The following is a 17,018-nucleotide window of genomic DNA, read 5'->3' as shown; positions in this document are numbered from 1 at the left end:
TTCTTCCGAACTTTGCACCCGTAATCAATAACAAGACATATAGTCATGAAAAAGACATCCACAGTACAATTGGTGCGCAATGCCACCTTGAAAATCAGGTATGCGGGACACACCATGCTAATTGACCCCGTTTTAGCCGACAAAGGCACTTTGATATCGGCCCTCGGTGTGAATAAAACACCGAGGGTACACCTCACCATTCCTATTCAGGATATTATCGGAGGCGTGGACATGGTGCTCCTGACCCACAATCACATCGACCATTACGAGCCGAGTGTCCCCACACATTTGCCCAAAGAAATTCCTTTCTACGTTCAGCCCCAGGACGCGGACGCCATCAGAAACGACGGATTTACAAATGTGATACCCATCGAAGAAATAAAAACAATAGACGGCATATCCATTTACCGCACGACCGGACATCATGGTTTCGGGCAGATCGGGCAGATGATGGGACCTGTATCAGGTTATGTGCTAAAAGCCGAGGGCTTCCCGACCGTTTATATAATGGGTGACTGCCGATGGGAAGCATGTATCCGAGACACCGTGGAACGGTTCAATCCTGACTATATCGTGGTAAACTCCGGAGGTGCAATCTTTCCCGAATTTTCCAAAACGGACGGTCCTATCATCCCCGACGAGAACGAAGTGATGCAGATACTTGACGAATTGCCTTCGCATATCAAGCTGATAGCCGTACACATGGATGCCATCGACCATTGCCAGACCACCCGTGCAATTCTGCGCAATGAGGCAACGCATCACGAAGCCGACATGAGCCGGCTGATTATCCCGGAGGACGGAGAAACAGTTGTGTTATGAGTGTCTGCATTAAATCCCTGATAAAAAACATGAACATAGTGGTAGGGTGCATTATAGGATGCCCTTACTGCTATGCCCGTAACAACTGCCGCCGTTTCCACATTACCGACGACTTTTCCGTGCCTGAATACATGGAACGAAAACTGCGCATCATCGATACGTCCCGTCCTCATGTGTGGCTCATGACAGGAATGAGCGATTTCTCCGATTGGAAGCCTGAATGGAACGCAGAAATTTTCGAGCGGATCAGCAGCAATCCCCAGCACGCCTATATCTTTCTGACGAAGCGCCCTGACAAAATCAGTTTCTCCTCTGACGACGAGAACGTATGGATGGGCGTGACCGTCACGCGCAGTTCCGAGAAAAGGAGGATTGATGATTTGAAAAAGAATATCAAAGCACGACACTACCATGTCACGTTTGAACCTCTCTTCGATGATATCGGCGAGATTGATTTCGAGGGAATTGACTGGATTGTCATAGGCACAGAGACCGGAAACCGAAAAGGAAAGTCATATTCGCGCCCCGAATGGGTGCTTAGCATTGCAGAACAGGCAAAGGCTCATGGCATACCGGTGTTCATGAAAGAGGATTTGCTGCCGATTATGGGCGACGAAAGAATGATTCAGGAATTGCCGGAACAATTTACCAGACGAATACAATGAATATGGATACAATAAAGGAAATAGATGTAAAGAGTGTAATGACCAAATCCTCTCTGCCGGTGGGAGGATATTCGGTCAACCCTTATGTAGGGTGTCCCCACGCCTGCAGGTATTGCTACGCATCGTTCATGAAACGGTTCACCGGGCACACCGAGCCGTGGGGTACGTTTTTAGATGTAAAAAACTGGAAGCCGATAACGAATCCTCATAAATACGACGGTGAACGTGTTGTAATAGGGTCTGTGACGGACGGTTACAATCCGTATGAAGAAGAATTCCACCGTACCCGAAGGCTGCTCGAAGAGCTGCGAGGAAGCGATGCCGAGATTATGATATGCACAAAGTCCGATCTTGTCCTTCGCGATCTCGACCTGTTGAAGAGTTTTCCCAAAGTGACTGTGTCATGGTCTGTCAATACGCTCGACGAGCAGTTCTGCGCAGATATGGACAACGCCGTAAGCATTGAACGCCGTCTGAAAGCGATGCGTCAGACATACGAGGCAGGTATCCGCACCGTATGCTTCGTCTCGCCCATATTCCCCAGAATAACAGACGTGAAGGCAATAATAGAGGAGGTAAAAGATTATGCTGATTTAATCTGGCTTGAAAACCTGAATTTACGCGGGCAGTTCAAAGGCGGGATAATGACGTATATCCGTGAGAAGTATCCTGACCTCATACCGCTTTACGAGGAAATTTACAATAAAAAAAGGCTTGAATACTGGCAGGCATTGGAGCAGGACATTTCAAATTACGCCAAGGAGCAGGGCTTCCCGTATCGTATAAACGATCTGCCATACGGACGCTCGGAAAAAGGCAAACCTGTCATCGTAAACTACTTCTACCACGAAAAAATACGATTGACAAAATGAGGCTATGCCGGACTGATGCAGAAAAGTTGTAGCGCGGATAAAAGCACCATGTATGTGGATAATATCCGGCAATCTTCCGAGCGTATGCGGGAGATGCTCAACACGCTGCTGGATTTCTTCCGTCTGGACAACGGCAAGGAGCAACCCAACCTTTCCCCTTGCAGGATTTCCGCAATCACGCATATTCTTGAAACGGAGTTCATGCCCATTGCCATGAACAAGGGGCTGACTTTGATAGTGGAGAGCCACACCGATGCGGTGGTTTTGACCGACAAGGAACGTATCCTGCAAATCGGCAACAACTTGTTGTCAAACGCCATCAAGTTCACGGATAACGGTAGTGTATCATTGGCAGCGGATTATGATAACGGTTTGCTGAAACTTATCGTTGAAGATACCGGTACGGGCATGACCGAAGATGAGCAACAACGAGTATTCGGTGCATTTGAACGTCTTTCAAATGCCGCCGCAAAAGACGGCTTCGGATTAGGATTGTCCATCGTGCAGCGTATTGTGGCGATGCTCGGTGGAACTATACGCTTGGAAAGCGAGAAAGGCAAAGGGAGCCGCTTCACGGTGGAAATTCCCATGCAGACAGCCGAGGAACTGCCGGAACAGACAATTCAAGCGCAAATGCGCCATAATCATATCTGCCATGATGTGATTGCCATCGACAATGACGAGGTACTTCTCCTTATGTTGAAAGAAATGTATGCCCATGAAGGGATGCACTGCGATACCTGTACCAATGTTTCGGTACTGATGGAGCTGATACGAAAAAAGGAATACAGCCTGCTTCTGACGGATCTGAATATGCCTGAGATAAGCGGTTTTGAACTGCTGGAACTGTTGCGCTCATCCAATGTAGGCAACTCGAAGAGTATTCCCATAGTCGTGACAACCGCTTCGGGCAGTTGCAGCAAGGAGGAACTTATAGGGCGTGGATTTGCCGGATGCCTGTTCAAGCCGTTCTCCATATCCGAACTGATGGAGATTACGGATAAATGCGCATTAAGCAGCATATTGGATGAAAAGCCGGATTTTTCCACTCTGCTATCTTATGGCAATGAATCCGTCATGCTGGACAAACTGATAGCGGAAACCGAAAAGGAAATGCAGGCGGTCAAGGATGCAGAACAGCGTAAAGACCTCCAAGAACTGGACACACTTACACACCATCTGCGAAGTTCATGGCAGATTCTCCGTGCCGACCAGCCATTGAGGGAACTTTACGCCCAACTTCATGGAAGTGCCACTCCAGATGACGAAGCGATATGCAAAGCGGTGACCGGCTGTGCTGGATAAAGGTGCTGAAATTATCCGGCAGGCAAAAGAAGAAAGGAAAAATACGAAAATGGATAAAACAAGAATCATCGTGGTGGAGGACAATATCGTGTATTGCGAGTTTGTCTGCAACCTGCTGGCACGGGAAGGATTCCGTACCGTGCAGGCTTACCACCTCTCGACCGCGAAGAAACTTCTGCAACAAGCCTCAGACGGGGACATCGTGGTTTCTGACCTACGACTACCCGACGGTGACGGCATCGACCTATTACGATGGATGCGCAAGGAAGGCATGACACAACCGTTAATCATCATGACCAACTATGCCGAAGTGCATACGGCAGTCGAAAGTATGAAACTCGGCTCGCTGGACTATATCCCCAAGCAGCTTGTGGAGGATAAACTTATGCCTCTGCTTCATACCATCCTGAAAGAACGGAGTATCGGACGAAATCGTATGCCCGTTTTTGCCCGTGACAGTTCCGCCTTTCAGAAAATCATGCAACAGATAAGATTAGTTGCCCCTACTGATATGAGCGTGCTGATATTCGGAGAGAACGGCACGGGCAAGGAGCATATCGCCCACCATCTGCATGATAAGAGCAAAAGGGCAGGGAAACCGTTTGTGCCTGTGGACTGCGGTTCACTCTCCAAAGACCTTGCGCCCTCGGCATTCTTCGGACATGTCAAAGGCGCGTTTACGGGTGCGGACAGCACAAAGAAAGGATACTTCAATGAGGCAGAGGGTGGCACATTGTTCTTGGATGAGGTAGGCAATCTCGCATTGGAAACCCAGCAGATGTTACTCCGTGCCATACAGGAACGGAGATACCGCCCTATAGGTGACAAGACGGACAAGAGCTTCAATGTCCGCATCATCGCCGCCACCAACGAGGATCTGGAGAAAGCGGTCATTGAAAAACGTTTCCGACAGGATTTGCTGTACCGTTTGCACGACTTCGAGATAACTGTTCCGCCCTTGCGTGACTGTCAGGAGGACATCATACCGTTGGCGGAGTTCTTCCGTGAGATTGCCAACAATGAATTGGAATGTAGCGTGACTGGGTTCGATGCGGAAGCCCGTAAGACATTGCTGACCCATCCGTGGCCGGGTAATGTCCGTGAGCTTCGGCAGAAGATAATGGGCGCGGTGTTGCAGGCACAGACGGGAGTTGTCATGAAAGAGCATCTGGAACTTGCCGTAACGAAACCGACCTCACCTGTCAGCTTCGCCTTGCGAAACGATGCGGAGGACAAGGAACGCATCTTACGCGCGTTGAAGCAGGCAAACGGAAACCGCAAGGTTGCCGCCGAATTGCTCGGAATCGGACGTACAACGCTGTATAGCAAGTTGGAAGAGTATGGATTAAAGTATAAATTTCAGCAATCATAGCCCGCAACTTGCCGAAAATAGAAGTAACGGTTAAACCGGATTATTCAGCGAAGATAAAAAACGTCCTGTGATAAAAATCATGGGACATTTTGATGTGTATCCGATTTTTATTGCTACTTTTGTACCAAGACGAGAGACATTGACAGCAACTCACAGCAGAACGTAGAAATAGACAGGGTTGCCAAATCATTACCTCATTTTTACCTTATCCTCAGAACTGCTTGCTAATAAAGTGGTTATAAAAATCTTCCAGAATTACAATAATAAGTTTACCAAAATAAGTTTACCAAATAGAGACGATTCTTTGTGTTTTAGGCAAATTTATACTATATAATTCAAAAACACTTCTCATACTTTCCCCTTAACGACTTTTCCCGAATAACCACAACTTACATATTAGCTCTCAGACGATCAAAGGTGCGAAGTCCGTATTTGGTTTTGATTTCTTCCAAAGTCAAGTTAGTGTTAGCAATAAGTAGAGTTCCGTGTTTCTCTATGCTATCGACAATTTCGGAAAAGACGATGTGGGGATTGCCATAATCATAGAATGGGCTCGGTCGATATTCGTGCGACCAAAGTAGGTGAAGATTCGTCCTTGCAGAAAATGATAAATTGGTCAGAGAATCGGAAAATAACAAGGCTCCGATGCAGCGTATTGTGGACAAATGGGCGACATGGCTCGTCCCTATTGCCCTGCTGATAGCGGTTGCCGCCTATTTCATTACGGGAGATTTGGAACGTGCGGTAACGGTGCTGGTCGTTTTCTGCCCGTGTGCACTGGCTTTGGCTACACCCGTATCGACCATTGCAGGCATCGGTCAGGCGACAAAATACGGTGTTCTGATAAAATCGGGAGAGGCGTTGGAGCGTATGGGCAAGGTCGATTGCATCACGTTCGACAAAACTGGAACACTTACCGAGGGCAACCTAACAGTCTGTAACGTAATCAGCTTTGTCCCCGATATGGATGAAGATGAAATACTGCATTGGACGGCATCGTCGGAATCCCATTCCGAACATCCTCTCGGAAAAGCCATCGTAAAATATCTGCTCGGCAGAAGCGAAGAACTGACCGACACGGAGAATTTCCGCATGTATCCCGGAAAAGGAATCGAAGCGGAATAGACGGCAGGTGTTATGCGGCAAGAGTGATTTTCTGGACGAACGCGGCATTGCGCTCGACAACCGGATACTGCTTGTTCTCGATACCTTGCGCAACGAAGGGAAAGCCGCTGTCCTGACCGCAGTCGGTTCGACATGCGTGGGACTTATTGCACTTTCCGATTACCATCCGCCCCGACGCAAAAGATATGATAGCGGAACTGGAACGCATGGGCGTGGAAGTGGTGGTACTGACTGGCGACAACAGACTGGCAGCCGATTATCTGGCCAAGCAAATCGAAGTAAAAAATATTCGGGCGGAGCTGTTGCCGGCGGAAAAGGTTTCGGCCATCACGGACTTGCAATGCCAAGCAAAAACAGTGTGCATGATAGGCGACGGAGTAAATGACGTGCCCGCCCTGAAAACAGCCGATGTGGGTGTGGCAATGGGCAGCATGGGCAGCGACATCGCCGTCGAATCTGCCGACATCACCTTAATGGGCGATGACATTGCCAAAATCCCTTATCTGAAACGGCTGTCGAATGTGGTCATTAAATCCATCAAAATCAATATCTCACTTTCGATGGCTATCAACTTCGTTACCATAACACTTTCCGTATTGGGATTGCTTAACCCCATCACGGGAGCATTGGTACACAATGCTGGATCGGTGTTGGTGGTCTTGAATGCAGCGTTGTTATATGATAGAAAATTGTAAATGCAAATTAGGGTTTATGACATTAACGGATATATCGTCTTGTAGATATTTGATTGGTTATAGATATTGATTTAAATGGCGAAAATATGTTCGCTTTATAAGAAATAAATCTCCTCCGATTCTCACCTCAATAAACTCGGAGGAACCAATTTATTTACTTATTAAAGACGAACATTTATGACACACCATATAACAGCGGATCGTTTGGTAGAATCTGCCATCAAAATCGTTTCGGAAGACTTGCTCTGGGATTTCGATAACATGCTCCGTTCTTTTTGTGACGGGGAGAACAACCAAAAAACTGTTTTTCGCATCTTACGCTATGTGCGTATCCGCCTGCACGTATTATGCGAATCCGTTCCGAAAGAGGACACGGAGGAGAACCGTGCCCGGATTCGCTTCCTGCATATCGTTATCGGATATATCGACACTGAACTGGATATATTGAGCCATTACAGCGACACTTATCCTTCGAGCAACCGTCGTTGGACGGGAGCTACCGCTGAGCTAATCGAGTTGATATACGCCTTGCACGAGATGAAGCGTATCGACGACGGAGAAACAGCCATGAACGAACTGGCCGGATTTTTCGGTGGAATATTCGGTATTCGTCTCGATGCGCGAAGTCTTTACGACGCTTATACAGATATTAAACGTCGCAAAGGCGAAAGCCGCACCTATTTTCTCGACAAGTTGCGCAAGCGTTTGAACCTACGGATGCAACGTGACGATGAAAAGGAACGAGAGCGGCGGCGCTGATTAAAATAATGCGGATAGAAAGTTCTGTTCGCATTTTGCACATAAACTCTACGATTCCCATTTGTTTGTTTTGCAATTTCCCCAAAAATCACTACATTGGCATAGAGTTGTTCGACGAGTTGCAAAGTGCAGCAGTTCAGCGCAGTTACAAGGTCGCTAAATCGTTACCGACAACTTTCTTCCTTTCTGCTTTACTCTGTCATTCAGATAGATACATGAAAGTTTTTTATCAATACAAAGATAGTATTTTTTCTGCAAAGACCGACAATATCCGGTCCAAATTTTATGAAATAATCCATGTTGAAAGTACTTCCGTAGCCGAGTCCCCGTAACTCACAGGCAAAGGTAACTCGTGTCCTATTCGTACAAGCAAGGTCAAGCCCCTCGGGTATCGTGGAAAAATCATCCTCGCCCGGAGGGCTTGCGGTATTTTTCCCGCCAACCTTGCATGTACGGGACACGACCTTTTAAAGCCTGTAGTTTCGGGAACTCCGGCCCCGAAAAGCCGGACTAACAAAAAATAAGATGTTATGTCACAGCTGGCAAAGAACAAGTACAGTATCGAAAAGCTCAAGGAATTGAATGTTTCCTATGATCATGAACATTGGCTGACGCAGGAAGATGTGGATATGGCCAACACTTATGTACAACTCATCGAGCGGACACGCTCGGAAGTCACACCGCAAATCGGCGACAGGCTAGTATATGTAACCGAACATGGGGACTATTACGGGCACGCCCTTATTGATAGCAGGAGCGCAAAAGAAGGATGCCTTTCCGTATGTGAACAGCCGCATGTGCCGTTCGTGTGGAAAGAAGATGGAAACATCCGTCTGAGTGTCAGCGGAGGTGCATTCCACTCAGTAAATCCGACAGACTTGAAATTCCTGAAATGGACGGAAGGCGCGTTCAAGGACTGGGGGCATTGCGGTGCTTGCGCCAACGGTTCGGTGACATTCCTTGCTAAGGTACCGTTATGGTTCTATGCCGAACCCAATCCTAGGTATGGTGACTTCTCTACCGAAACCTATCGGAAGTTTTATCTGAACAAAAGGGAGGAATCGGAAAATGGCAATCTTTATCAAGGATTTGAAATCGCTTTCCGGGATGAAGCCGAGTTCCGGCAGTTCCTGAACGACTATGAAGGAACGGTGTTCAAGGGAAATTGGGAAAATCAAATCGTGTTATGGTGTTTCCGTCGGGAATATGTGTTCCTGCCTTCCGCCGAATGGGAAAAGATAGATGCTCCGGTCACAGAGCGCAGGCTCAACTTCTATCCCGAACAGGTCAAGATAGTCAAGGACATGGAAAATCACATCACCTGCTTCTACCGAATCAAACCGGATAATTTTTAACATTTACCCCAAACAGATATGCAAACGACAACAGTAACCAAGGCCGGCAACGCTCCCGACCTGCTTTCCGGTATTATGAGCGTGCAAGTGAGAAACGAGGACAAGATTACAGAGCAGGACCGGATTTATTGCCAGACGCAGCAAGACCTGCTTTATAAGACACTCGACCAGATTGACCGTTGGTACGCCGTCTTCAAGGAGGAGGCAGAACAGTACCAAGCCGAGCGCAAGTTCCATTACGAGGAGAACGGCAAGGTGTCCATGCGGGATTTCTATACTTACCATAACGACAGGGACGACTATTCTCACAACGAGTTCAAGCCGTTCGACCTGATCAATGACCTGGTGGATAAGAACCGCAACGCCAATGCGAACTTTGCGGGCCGCATCATTTCTTATTTCAACAGGACTTACAACGTGTCGGTCCCTGAATATAAAATAGACGAAAAGGCCCTTCAGATGGGCTCTCGTCCTGTCTATGAGACATATGTAGATGTGGTTATCGAACACTTGGGTGGCAAGAGTTTCCGGGAAACGGCGGTGGAGGAACTTCTTGCCAGGGTTGCCAGAGTCGTCAAACCTTCCTGCTGGAGTAAAGTCAAGACGGAGCTGAAGAAGGACAGGATTGTATTTCCCGAAATCATCCGTTTCGACGATTATTACATACAATACAACAACAGGTGCAAAATCAGTTACAACTATGGCGGAGAACTGGAAACCCTGTGTGCCGGTATCGCCTACGGTGCGGACGACATACTGAACGGGAATTCAAAGATGATCATCCGTTTCGATGACAATGACGTTTCCGTCACCGACTGGTACGACCTCACGACCACCAATGCCGAGCAGATCCGGTTCTACAAGAACGGACGCATCGATGTCCGGTTCAAGGACAATGCGGCAGCCGAGAGTTGTTTCAAGCGTCTGCGTCTGGATGAAATCACCCTAAGAGAGAACTGACCATGATAAGATTCATACAGCACCCCGTAAGGCAACCCTTGCGGGGTGTTTTCATTTTTAACGATAAACAGATAAAGCCATGTATGCCATCATCCCCCAACAGATACCGCAAGGTATGCGTGCCGAGGTCAACGAAAAGATACTTTTCGCCATAGACTCCGGCAAGGGCCTCATTCCGGCGGAGAGCATCTACAACTGCTACACCGGCATCGGAGGACTGCACAACCTCAGGCAGTCCGATTTTGCCAATTACCACGAGTACGCCGAAGCGAAGAAGGAGTCCGAGATGGGACAGTTCTTCACCCCGCATGAAGTATGCCGGGACATGGCGGATATGCTTTCTCCCACCTCCTCGGAAATGATACTTGACATGTGCTGCGGCATGGGCAATTTCTTCAACCACCTGCCCAACCTGCATAATGCCTACGGCTTCGACATAGACGGCAAGGCCGTTTCCGTGGCACGATACCTCTATCCTGATGCACATATCGAGAAATGCGACCTCCGGCAATACTATCCGGAACAACGCTTCGATGTTGTCATCGGCAATCCTCCTTTCAACCTGAAGTTCGACTACAAACTGTCGCAGGAATACTATATGGACAAGGCTTACAATGTGCTTAATCCGGCAGGAATCCTGATGATAATCGTGCCTGGCTCTTTCATGCAGAGCGGATTCTGGGAAAAGACACGGATAGCCGGCATAAACAGTAATTTCTCCTTTGTCGGTCAGACGAAGCTGGCCCCGTCAGCCTTTGCCGCAGTCGGAGTCCATGACTTCAATACGAAAATCATGGTATTTCTCCGTAAATCGGCCCACATCGAGATGCAGGCTTACAATGCGGAGGAATTCATAACGGCGGACGAGCTGAAAAAGCGCATCGGCGAGGCAAGGACGATGAAACACCGGTTGCGTTTCGACCTGATGCGCGAAACCAACCGGATCGACAAGGAAGAACTTGAGCTGTTCGAGTACAAACTTGCCAAGTACCTGTACGAACTGAAAGCGCACGCCAAATTGAACAAGCATATAGACAAGGCGGAAGCGTTGGTCACGAAGTTCCGTAACCAGAAACCGCCTGAGAACGCCACACGGGAGCAGGTAAGCCAATGGGAGAAGAACAAGCTGACCCCGAAGAAAGTGCTTGCCGTCATCCGCAGATACATCACCTCGCAAAATACCGTACCTCGCAAGGAAGTGGCATTGGTGAAGACCTCATACGGATTCAAACTGAAACAATATGCCTCGCGACTCCTTGACAAAGTTCCGCACAAGGCGGCGAGTATCAACGACCTCGTGCTGGAACGTGCCGAACTGCCCATGCCGGAAGTGCCGACAGAAAAGAACATGCGTCAAATCCGTGCGGCGGAAAAACTGATACGACGCAAGCGGAGAGAGTATGAAATGCAGAACAGGCAGTTCTCGGAAATGGAGGAAGATGGCAGGTTGAAAGAATGCCTGGACCGGTGTGCATTCATCAACAAGGACGGCGAGACCTGCGAGTTCACCACGCTCCAGAAACATGACCTGAACCTCGTCTTGCAGAAACGCCACGCGCTGCTGAACTGGCAGCAAGGCTCGGGCAAGACAGCCGCCGTGTACCACCGTGCCAAATACCTGCTCAAATTCCGCAAAGTACGGAATGTCATCATACTGGCTCCCGCCATCGCCACCAATATGACATGGATACCCTTTCTCTCGATAAACAGGGAACAGTTCCGGGTGGTAAGGAGCAATGCCGACCTTGAAACCGTACCGGTAGGCGTATTCCTTGTGCTCTCCACCTCCATGCTCGGAAAACTGAAACGGGGGCTGGCAAGGTTTGTCAAACGCAGTTCAAGAAAACTGTGCCTTGTTTTCGACGAGTCGGACGAGATAACCAACCCGTCGTCACAACGTACAAGGCATATCCTTGGTCTCTTCCGCCGCCTCAAATACAAGATACTCGACACCGGTACGACCACACGTAACAACATCTCTGAACTGTACAGCCAGTTCGAGCTGCTGTATAACAACTCCATAAACATGATTTGCTGGAGCGGCAGAGTGTACCACGAGAACAGGGACAAAGAGATAGAGGAAGAAAACAACCCGCACTATGGCGAGCCGTTCCCTGCCTTCAGGGGGCATGTGCTTTTCCGGGCCTGCCACTGTCCGGGGAAATCCACCGTGTTCGGCATTGAGAAGCAGAACCAGGATGTCTATAACAAGGAGGAACTGGCCGGGCTTATCGGCAAGACCGTCATTACACGCAAGTTCAGGGACTTTGCCGGAGAGAAATACAAGATATGGACACATACCGTCAGCCCGTCCGACGGCGAGCGTGAGGTTTACCGTGTCATCATCGAGGAGTTCTGCCGCATCTGCGAGTTGTATTACAATAGCACGGGGGATGCGAAGAAAGATGCGGGGCTGAGGCTGATGCGCCAGATCAAGCTGCTCATCAAGGCCTGCTCCGTCCCACACCTGATAGATGGCTATTCCGGCGACGGGATTCCGAACAAGACAAGGTACATCGAGAGGCTGGTGCACAAGATACCCGGCAAGGTGGCTGTCGGCTGCACGTCCATAGCCGCATTCGACCTTTACGAGAAGCGTCTCCGCGAATGTTTTCCTGACCGTCCCGTATTCGTGGTCAAGGGCGACGTGGCGTTCAAGAAACGGCAAAGCATCGTGACGGAGTTCGATTCCACCATCAACGGCATACTGGTCTGCACGCAGCAGAGCCTGAGCAGTTCGGTGAACATACCCACCTGCAACGACGTGATACTTGAATCCCTGCAATGGAACATCCCTAAGATGGAGCAGTTCTACTTCCGTTTCATCCGTCTCGACTCCAAAGAACTGAAGGACGTGCATTATGTCACCTACAAGGACTCCGTGGAGCAGAACCTTATGGCTCTGGTGCTTACCAAAGAGCGGCTGAACGAGTTCATCAAGACGGGTGAAGTAAAGGAACAGTCGGAAATCTTCGAGGAGTTCGACGTCACCATGTCCGTTATCGAGAGCCTGCTGGTCAGGGAGTGTGACAGCGAAGGCAGGATACACATCAGCTGGGGAAGCCAGCGCATAATGAACTGACAAGATGGAAAAACAAATGAGAAACCGCAGATTCCATTCCACAGGCAAAGGTAGCCCGCCCCCTTGCCGGCAGGGCAAGGTCATGCCGCAAGCGGTTTTCGGGAAAATCATCCTCGCCGGGGGCTCCGGTATTTCCCCGAAAAACCCTGCACTGCCGGGGTGCGGACCTTTTGGAGCCTGTGGAATGAAATCCCCGGTTCCGCATCATAAACTATAATGAAGAATATCATGGACTTGAATCAGGCGGAAGTGGCAGTGACCACGCAGCATCTCATGGACATGGGGCAGGAAAAAGACAACCTGCTGCAAATGTCCGACTTCGGCGACATGGGGGAATTCCTGTGCACCTGCTCCGAACTGTTTCCCGAAGAGGAAACACCGGAATACAGGTACACGAGATGGGAGGAGATCCCGGACCTGCTCATCAACCGGGAATGGCTGTGTTCCAACTTCTTCGAGATAAGGGAGGCGATGGAACAGCTGGAGGAACCCGACAAGGATTGTTTTTTCGACTGGTGTGACCGTTACGGGCATGACATCGGTACGGAAGACCCACACCTGTTGGTGGCGCACTATATCGAACTTTATGGAAATGCGACCTATACCGACGATGAGCCTTGCCCGGACAGTGGGGATGACAGCCTGCTGTACTACCCGGGCATATCAAACAATTATTTCGACACGGGCATTCCCCGCTTCGAGATATTCGATGACAATTACGATTAAAACATATACAAGATGGAAATCAACTTCAAAGGACCGGTAATGCCGGTTGACCCCTATTCGCAAATGGCGTTTGTGGAGATACTGAACATTCTCCTGACGGCAGGGCACATCGTGGATGTGAACAGGTTCCTGATAAACAGGAATGCCAATCCGCAATTCGGCTCGTTGTCAGGATATTTCAGATGGTCATTCTCCGACAACCACTTTACCCTGTGGCAACGGGTGGAATACAATTCCCCGATCTGCTTCAGCCGGCGTATATTCAGCATCCATTTCGGGATGCTGGCAAGCCGTGACAGGAAAAGAGACTCACTCGCATTGAACTGAAAATGACGGTCATGGATACGATAACGATAGCAAACAGGGAGATCGCGCTGATGGCTTTCGACAGGCTGCGCAAGGAAGACAAGAAGGATTCCGCATTGAAACTTGCCCGGTGCATGTTGCAGAACGCAAGCATATCGCTCGGCATAGGTGATATCGACTGGGACATAGACATGGCGATACGGCAGTGCGGAGGAGTGCCAAGAACAGGATACAGATACACGGCTTATTTCCACTTCAACCGGAATACGGAAATGGCAAAGGAAATATATGACAAGATCGTGAAGGAACTGTATGGATAACGAGAGTAATAAGGAGGCGACCGGAAGGTCGCTTCCGTCATTTATAACGGTATGTACGGGAAAAGGAATCCTGCCGTACACAGGTAACAAAATGGATGAACAGAAAACATTGACATTGGATTTCATCAAATCCCTGATGGAACCGGCCTATACGCTGATATGGACGGACTACAATGACAACCTTGACAACCATCGCGGACTGATTCAAAAATGCCTTGACAGCAAGAGCTGCGAACATTTGTGGGAAAAGGCAGACGAGTGGTACAGCGATGCCGAATGGGAGGCTGTCCGTGAGATTATTGCGAAACTGAAAGAGGAATGTACCGTATTCTATGACTTTGACGAAGAAGAGGTGGATGACTTCTTCGATGAGCACGAAGATGAAATCCGTGACGAGATTTACAACCGCAACGATTCGGACGTGGTGAAGGAATTGATAAGGCACACGGACGACATTCCTATCCGTGTGGAGATGCTTTCCAACTATGACTGCATCAACTCCAACTGGTTTGAATCTCAAGGCGGTTATAGGTACGAGGAATCCTACTTCGGGGATATGGTGGACAGCCTGAACCTCAATCCGGCGAGAGTAAAGAAAATCCTGACAGAGCATGGCTACAGGGCTTACGGGCGTTTCCCGAACCGTAAGAACCGGAACGGCAAGGAGCAGGTTTCCTACGAACAATTCTACGAGGAGCTTATCAACTCCTGCTGCGGGGCGAACCTGCTGACATATATCGGCAGGGTAAGCCTGAAAGATTTGTACGATGCCGGTTTCTCTCTGAAAGAAGTCATCATACCCAAAGGGAACTGCTGCGGACTTTTCAGTTCGACGTATGGTGGTGGAAGCCTGCTTGAAATGGAGTTGAAGAAAGATGTAAAGCTGAAACTGGAAGTGAAAGATTATCACGGTTTCCGTTTCTGTCTGGATAACGAACGGTCCAACAATGACTGTTCGGTCCGGCATGTATATGGGGTGGACGACTCCTTTTTCAGTGAGAGGATAAGCCTTGTCGCCTCATAAAATCAAGTATCCACCATTAAAACCATAAAGTCATGAAAAAGAAATATGTCATCATCCTCTCCGAAGGAAAGGAATACCTGTGCTGTCACGAAGACGGCTGCTATTATGATGTATCCTGCCCGATGCGGTCATTTACCGAGGGCGAAGAAGATTTCGAAATCATGGATTCCGGTCAGAACCGGCATGGCAATACATATCCATACCATAAAAGGAAATTGAAACTTGTCCCTGGTTTTTATCCGAACGGCTGGCTTGCCTTGAGCCTGGAAGTACCGAAGACCGGGGAAGCCTATACGGTACTGACCGTCAACCTGGAGGATTTTCCGGCTTTCGGGATTCCCGAAAGGGCATTTGTTGACATCAACAACAATCCGGAAGCGATGGACTTTCTCATAAGATACAATCTTGCCGGAGATACGGGTTACAGGCGCAGGAGCGGATGGGTGGAATACCCGATGGTAAAACTGAACCTTCCCGAACTGTACCGGATATCACCGGTATCCTTCGAGGAATCGGGACAACAATCAATCATGTAACATCAACAACCAAATTATAGGAATTATGGCAAAATATGAAGTAAAGGTAAGATACGCCTTCGAGGGTACTTACACGGTAGCGGCAGGGGACCGCGAAGAAGCACAAAGAATGGTAGAGGAAGACTGCGGTCTGGTATTGGGCGGCAATATCCACACAACACGGGATGACGATGAAGTGACGGACTGGGATTTCGGCTGCCATCCCGACATGGAAATTCTCTCCATAAACCGGAAAGGCGGAAAATCCCCCGTGTCACTGTTTGGAGACAGGATCGAGAAATTGCGAAAGGATATCATTGACGCGATACGGCAGTTGCTTCACGACCATGCCATGAACGCGATACGGTTTCCGGAAGAGGATTATGATCCGGTCTGGGTGGTATGGTTCAACGAGAACGGAGACCCTTATGAGTGCAGGGTGACAGGACTCCGGGTAACGGCAGGCGCCCTGATTGTCATTGCCGAAGAAAAAGAAGGCGCTTATGAAGTGGAATGCCACAGCCGGTTTGATCTTGGAGCAAGGAATATCGACTGGCTTTATGAAATGTATGATGTCATATGGCATCAGTTGGAAGATACCGAAGATGTAGAACTTCAAACTGAAAAATCATGAAATATCAAGCGGAAAATACCGTCTCCAGTTTCTTCTACTACATGTGGAACGCCTGGAGCGAGGAGGAATGCAAAGCCGTGTATGGCGGCATGTACCCACATTTCTGGAAAAAATGGTGCGTGGCGACAGACAAGGGCACATTCGGCGCGGCGGAACGGTTCTACCTGGAACTCTCGGAAGACAACCGCAGGGTTCTGGTGGAACGGGCCGTCTCGATATATGACGGACGACGCTTCAGAAACAGGAACAGTAACCAAAAAAATCAAACAGCATGCAAGGAAACATTATCAGTCTGATCAGCAGCTCATGCGGTTGCAGTCAAACGGAAGCACAGGAGTACCTGGACTCTGAAATCCGGTACCTGTGCGAATTGCAGGATGCAGACGACCTGAGGGAAGATGACATGGAAACGGCCTGTCTCAACCTCGGTCTTGACCTTGACTACCGGGAATATTTTATCAACCGCCTCGCAGGGACATAA

General features: G+C 48.9%; 19 protein-coding genes and 1 pseudogene. All 20 read left to right on the top strand.

The window, feature by feature from the left end:
* Positions 1-45: 45 nt before the first annotated feature.
* The 20 genes and pseudogenes from NBH16_RS00395 to NBH16_RS00300 all read left to right on the top strand — a co-directional run bounded on the left by NBH16_RS00395 (position 46) and on the right by NBH16_RS00300 (position 17,018).
* Positions 46-822, top strand: coding sequence for an MBL fold metallo-hydrolase (locus NBH16_RS00395; RefSeq protein ID WP_004329300.1), 777 nt, complete (start codon positions 46-48; stop codon positions 820-822).
* Positions 819-1,487, top strand: coding sequence for a radical SAM mobile pair protein A (locus NBH16_RS00390; RefSeq protein ID WP_350457253.1), 669 nt, complete (start codon positions 819-821; stop codon positions 1,485-1,487). Before NBH16_RS00395 ends, NBH16_RS00390 begins: the two co-directional genes overlap by 4 nt.
* The gene (locus NBH16_RS00385) at positions 1,484-2,359 is read left to right on the top strand and encodes a radical SAM mobile pair protein B (RefSeq protein WP_004329298.1); all 876 of its coding nucleotides are present in this window, start codon (positions 1,484-1,486) and stop codon (positions 2,357-2,359) included. Before NBH16_RS00390 ends, NBH16_RS00385 begins: the two co-directional genes overlap by 4 nt.
* A pseudogene (locus NBH16_RS00380) lies at positions 2,360-3,721 on the top strand (sensor histidine kinase); the annotation flags it as partial.
* Positions 3,714-5,036 (top strand): sigma-54-dependent transcriptional regulator, encoded by a 1,323-nt coding sequence (locus tag NBH16_RS00375; protein WP_121963107.1) that lies wholly within the window; start codon positions 3,714-3,716, stop codon positions 5,034-5,036. The pseudogene NBH16_RS00380 and the gene NBH16_RS00375, both read left to right, overlap by 8 nt.
* Positions 5,037-5,648: 612 nt before the next feature.
* Positions 5,649-6,161 carry an HAD-IC family P-type ATPase gene (locus tag NBH16_RS00370; protein WP_284705613.1) on the top strand — a complete coding sequence of 171 codons (513 nt, stop codon included), beginning with the start codon at positions 5,649-5,651 and terminating at the stop codon, positions 6,159-6,161.
* A gap of 146 nt (positions 6,162-6,307) precedes the next feature.
* The gene (locus NBH16_RS00365; protein WP_284705612.1) at positions 6,308-6,856 is read left to right on the top strand and encodes an HAD-IC family P-type ATPase; all 549 of its coding nucleotides are present in this window, start codon (positions 6,308-6,310) and stop codon (positions 6,854-6,856) included.
* Positions 6,857-7,033: 177 nt separating this feature from the next.
* Positions 7,034-7,615: an RteC domain-containing protein gene (locus NBH16_RS00360; RefSeq protein ID WP_250787918.1), complete on the top strand. Its 582-nt coding sequence runs from the start codon at positions 7,034-7,036 to the stop codon at positions 7,613-7,615.
* 530 nt (positions 7,616-8,145) lie between these two features.
* Positions 8,146-8,970 (top strand): DUF4121 family protein, encoded by an 825-nt coding sequence (locus tag NBH16_RS00355; protein ID WP_250787917.1) that lies wholly within the window; start codon positions 8,146-8,148, stop codon positions 8,968-8,970.
* Positions 8,971-8,988: 18 nt separating this feature from the next.
* Complete coding sequence (locus tag NBH16_RS00350; protein WP_250787916.1) at positions 8,989-9,930, top strand: hypothetical protein; 942 nt, start codon at positions 8,989-8,991, stop codon at positions 9,928-9,930.
* Between the two features lie 79 nt (positions 9,931-10,009).
* On the top strand, positions 10,010-13,012 hold the full coding sequence (locus NBH16_RS00345) for an N-6 DNA methylase (RefSeq protein WP_250787915.1): 3,003 nt from the start codon (positions 10,010-10,012) through the stop codon (positions 13,010-13,012).
* A 16-nt stretch (positions 13,013-13,028) separates the two neighbouring features.
* Positions 13,029-13,229 (top strand): hypothetical protein, encoded by a 201-nt coding sequence (locus NBH16_RS00340; RefSeq protein WP_250787914.1) that lies wholly within the window; start codon positions 13,029-13,031, stop codon positions 13,227-13,229.
* Positions 13,230-13,240: 11 nt separating this feature from the next.
* Positions 13,241-13,738 carry a hypothetical protein gene (locus NBH16_RS00335; RefSeq protein WP_250787913.1) on the top strand — a complete coding sequence of 166 codons (498 nt, stop codon included), beginning with the start codon at positions 13,241-13,243 and terminating at the stop codon, positions 13,736-13,738.
* 12 nt (positions 13,739-13,750) lie between these two features.
* Entirely contained in the window at positions 13,751-14,065 is a 315-nt protein-coding gene (locus tag NBH16_RS00330; RefSeq protein ID WP_250787912.1) for a DUF8466 domain-containing protein, read from the top strand.
* An 11-nt stretch (positions 14,066-14,076) separates the two neighbouring features.
* A complete protein-coding gene (locus NBH16_RS00325) occupies positions 14,077-14,364 on the top strand; it encodes a hypothetical protein (RefSeq protein WP_032577657.1) in 288 nt (95 codons plus the stop codon).
* Positions 14,365-14,455: 91 nt separating this feature from the next.
* Entirely contained in the window at positions 14,456-15,388 is a 933-nt protein-coding gene (locus tag NBH16_RS00320) for a hypothetical protein (protein WP_250787975.1), read from the top strand.
* 32 nt (positions 15,389-15,420) lie between these two features.
* On the top strand, positions 15,421-15,924 hold the full coding sequence (locus NBH16_RS00315) for a DUF4313 domain-containing protein (RefSeq protein ID WP_250787911.1): 504 nt from the start codon (positions 15,421-15,423) through the stop codon (positions 15,922-15,924).
* Positions 15,925-15,949: 25 nt separating this feature from the next.
* Positions 15,950-16,537, top strand: a complete 588-nt coding sequence (locus NBH16_RS00310) for a hypothetical protein (protein WP_250787910.1) — start codon at positions 15,950-15,952, stop codon at positions 16,535-16,537.
* A complete protein-coding gene (locus NBH16_RS00305; RefSeq protein ID WP_250787909.1) occupies positions 16,534-16,833 on the top strand; it encodes a hypothetical protein in 300 nt (99 codons plus the stop codon). The genes NBH16_RS00310 and NBH16_RS00305 overlap by 4 nt, the downstream gene beginning before the upstream one ends.
* Positions 16,809-17,018, top strand: coding sequence for a hypothetical protein (locus NBH16_RS00300; protein ID WP_250787908.1), 210 nt, complete (start codon positions 16,809-16,811; stop codon positions 17,016-17,018). The genes NBH16_RS00305 and NBH16_RS00300 overlap by 25 nt, the downstream gene beginning before the upstream one ends.

It is taken from the genome of Parabacteroides sp. Y3-G-102 (genome assembly GCF_023656845.1).
GTDB lineage: Bacteria > Bacteroidota > Bacteroidia > Bacteroidales > Tannerellaceae > Parabacteroides > Parabacteroides distasonis.
The sequence above is the reverse complement of the archived record's forward strand: the minus strand, read 5'-3'. Positions and strand labels throughout refer to the sequence as shown.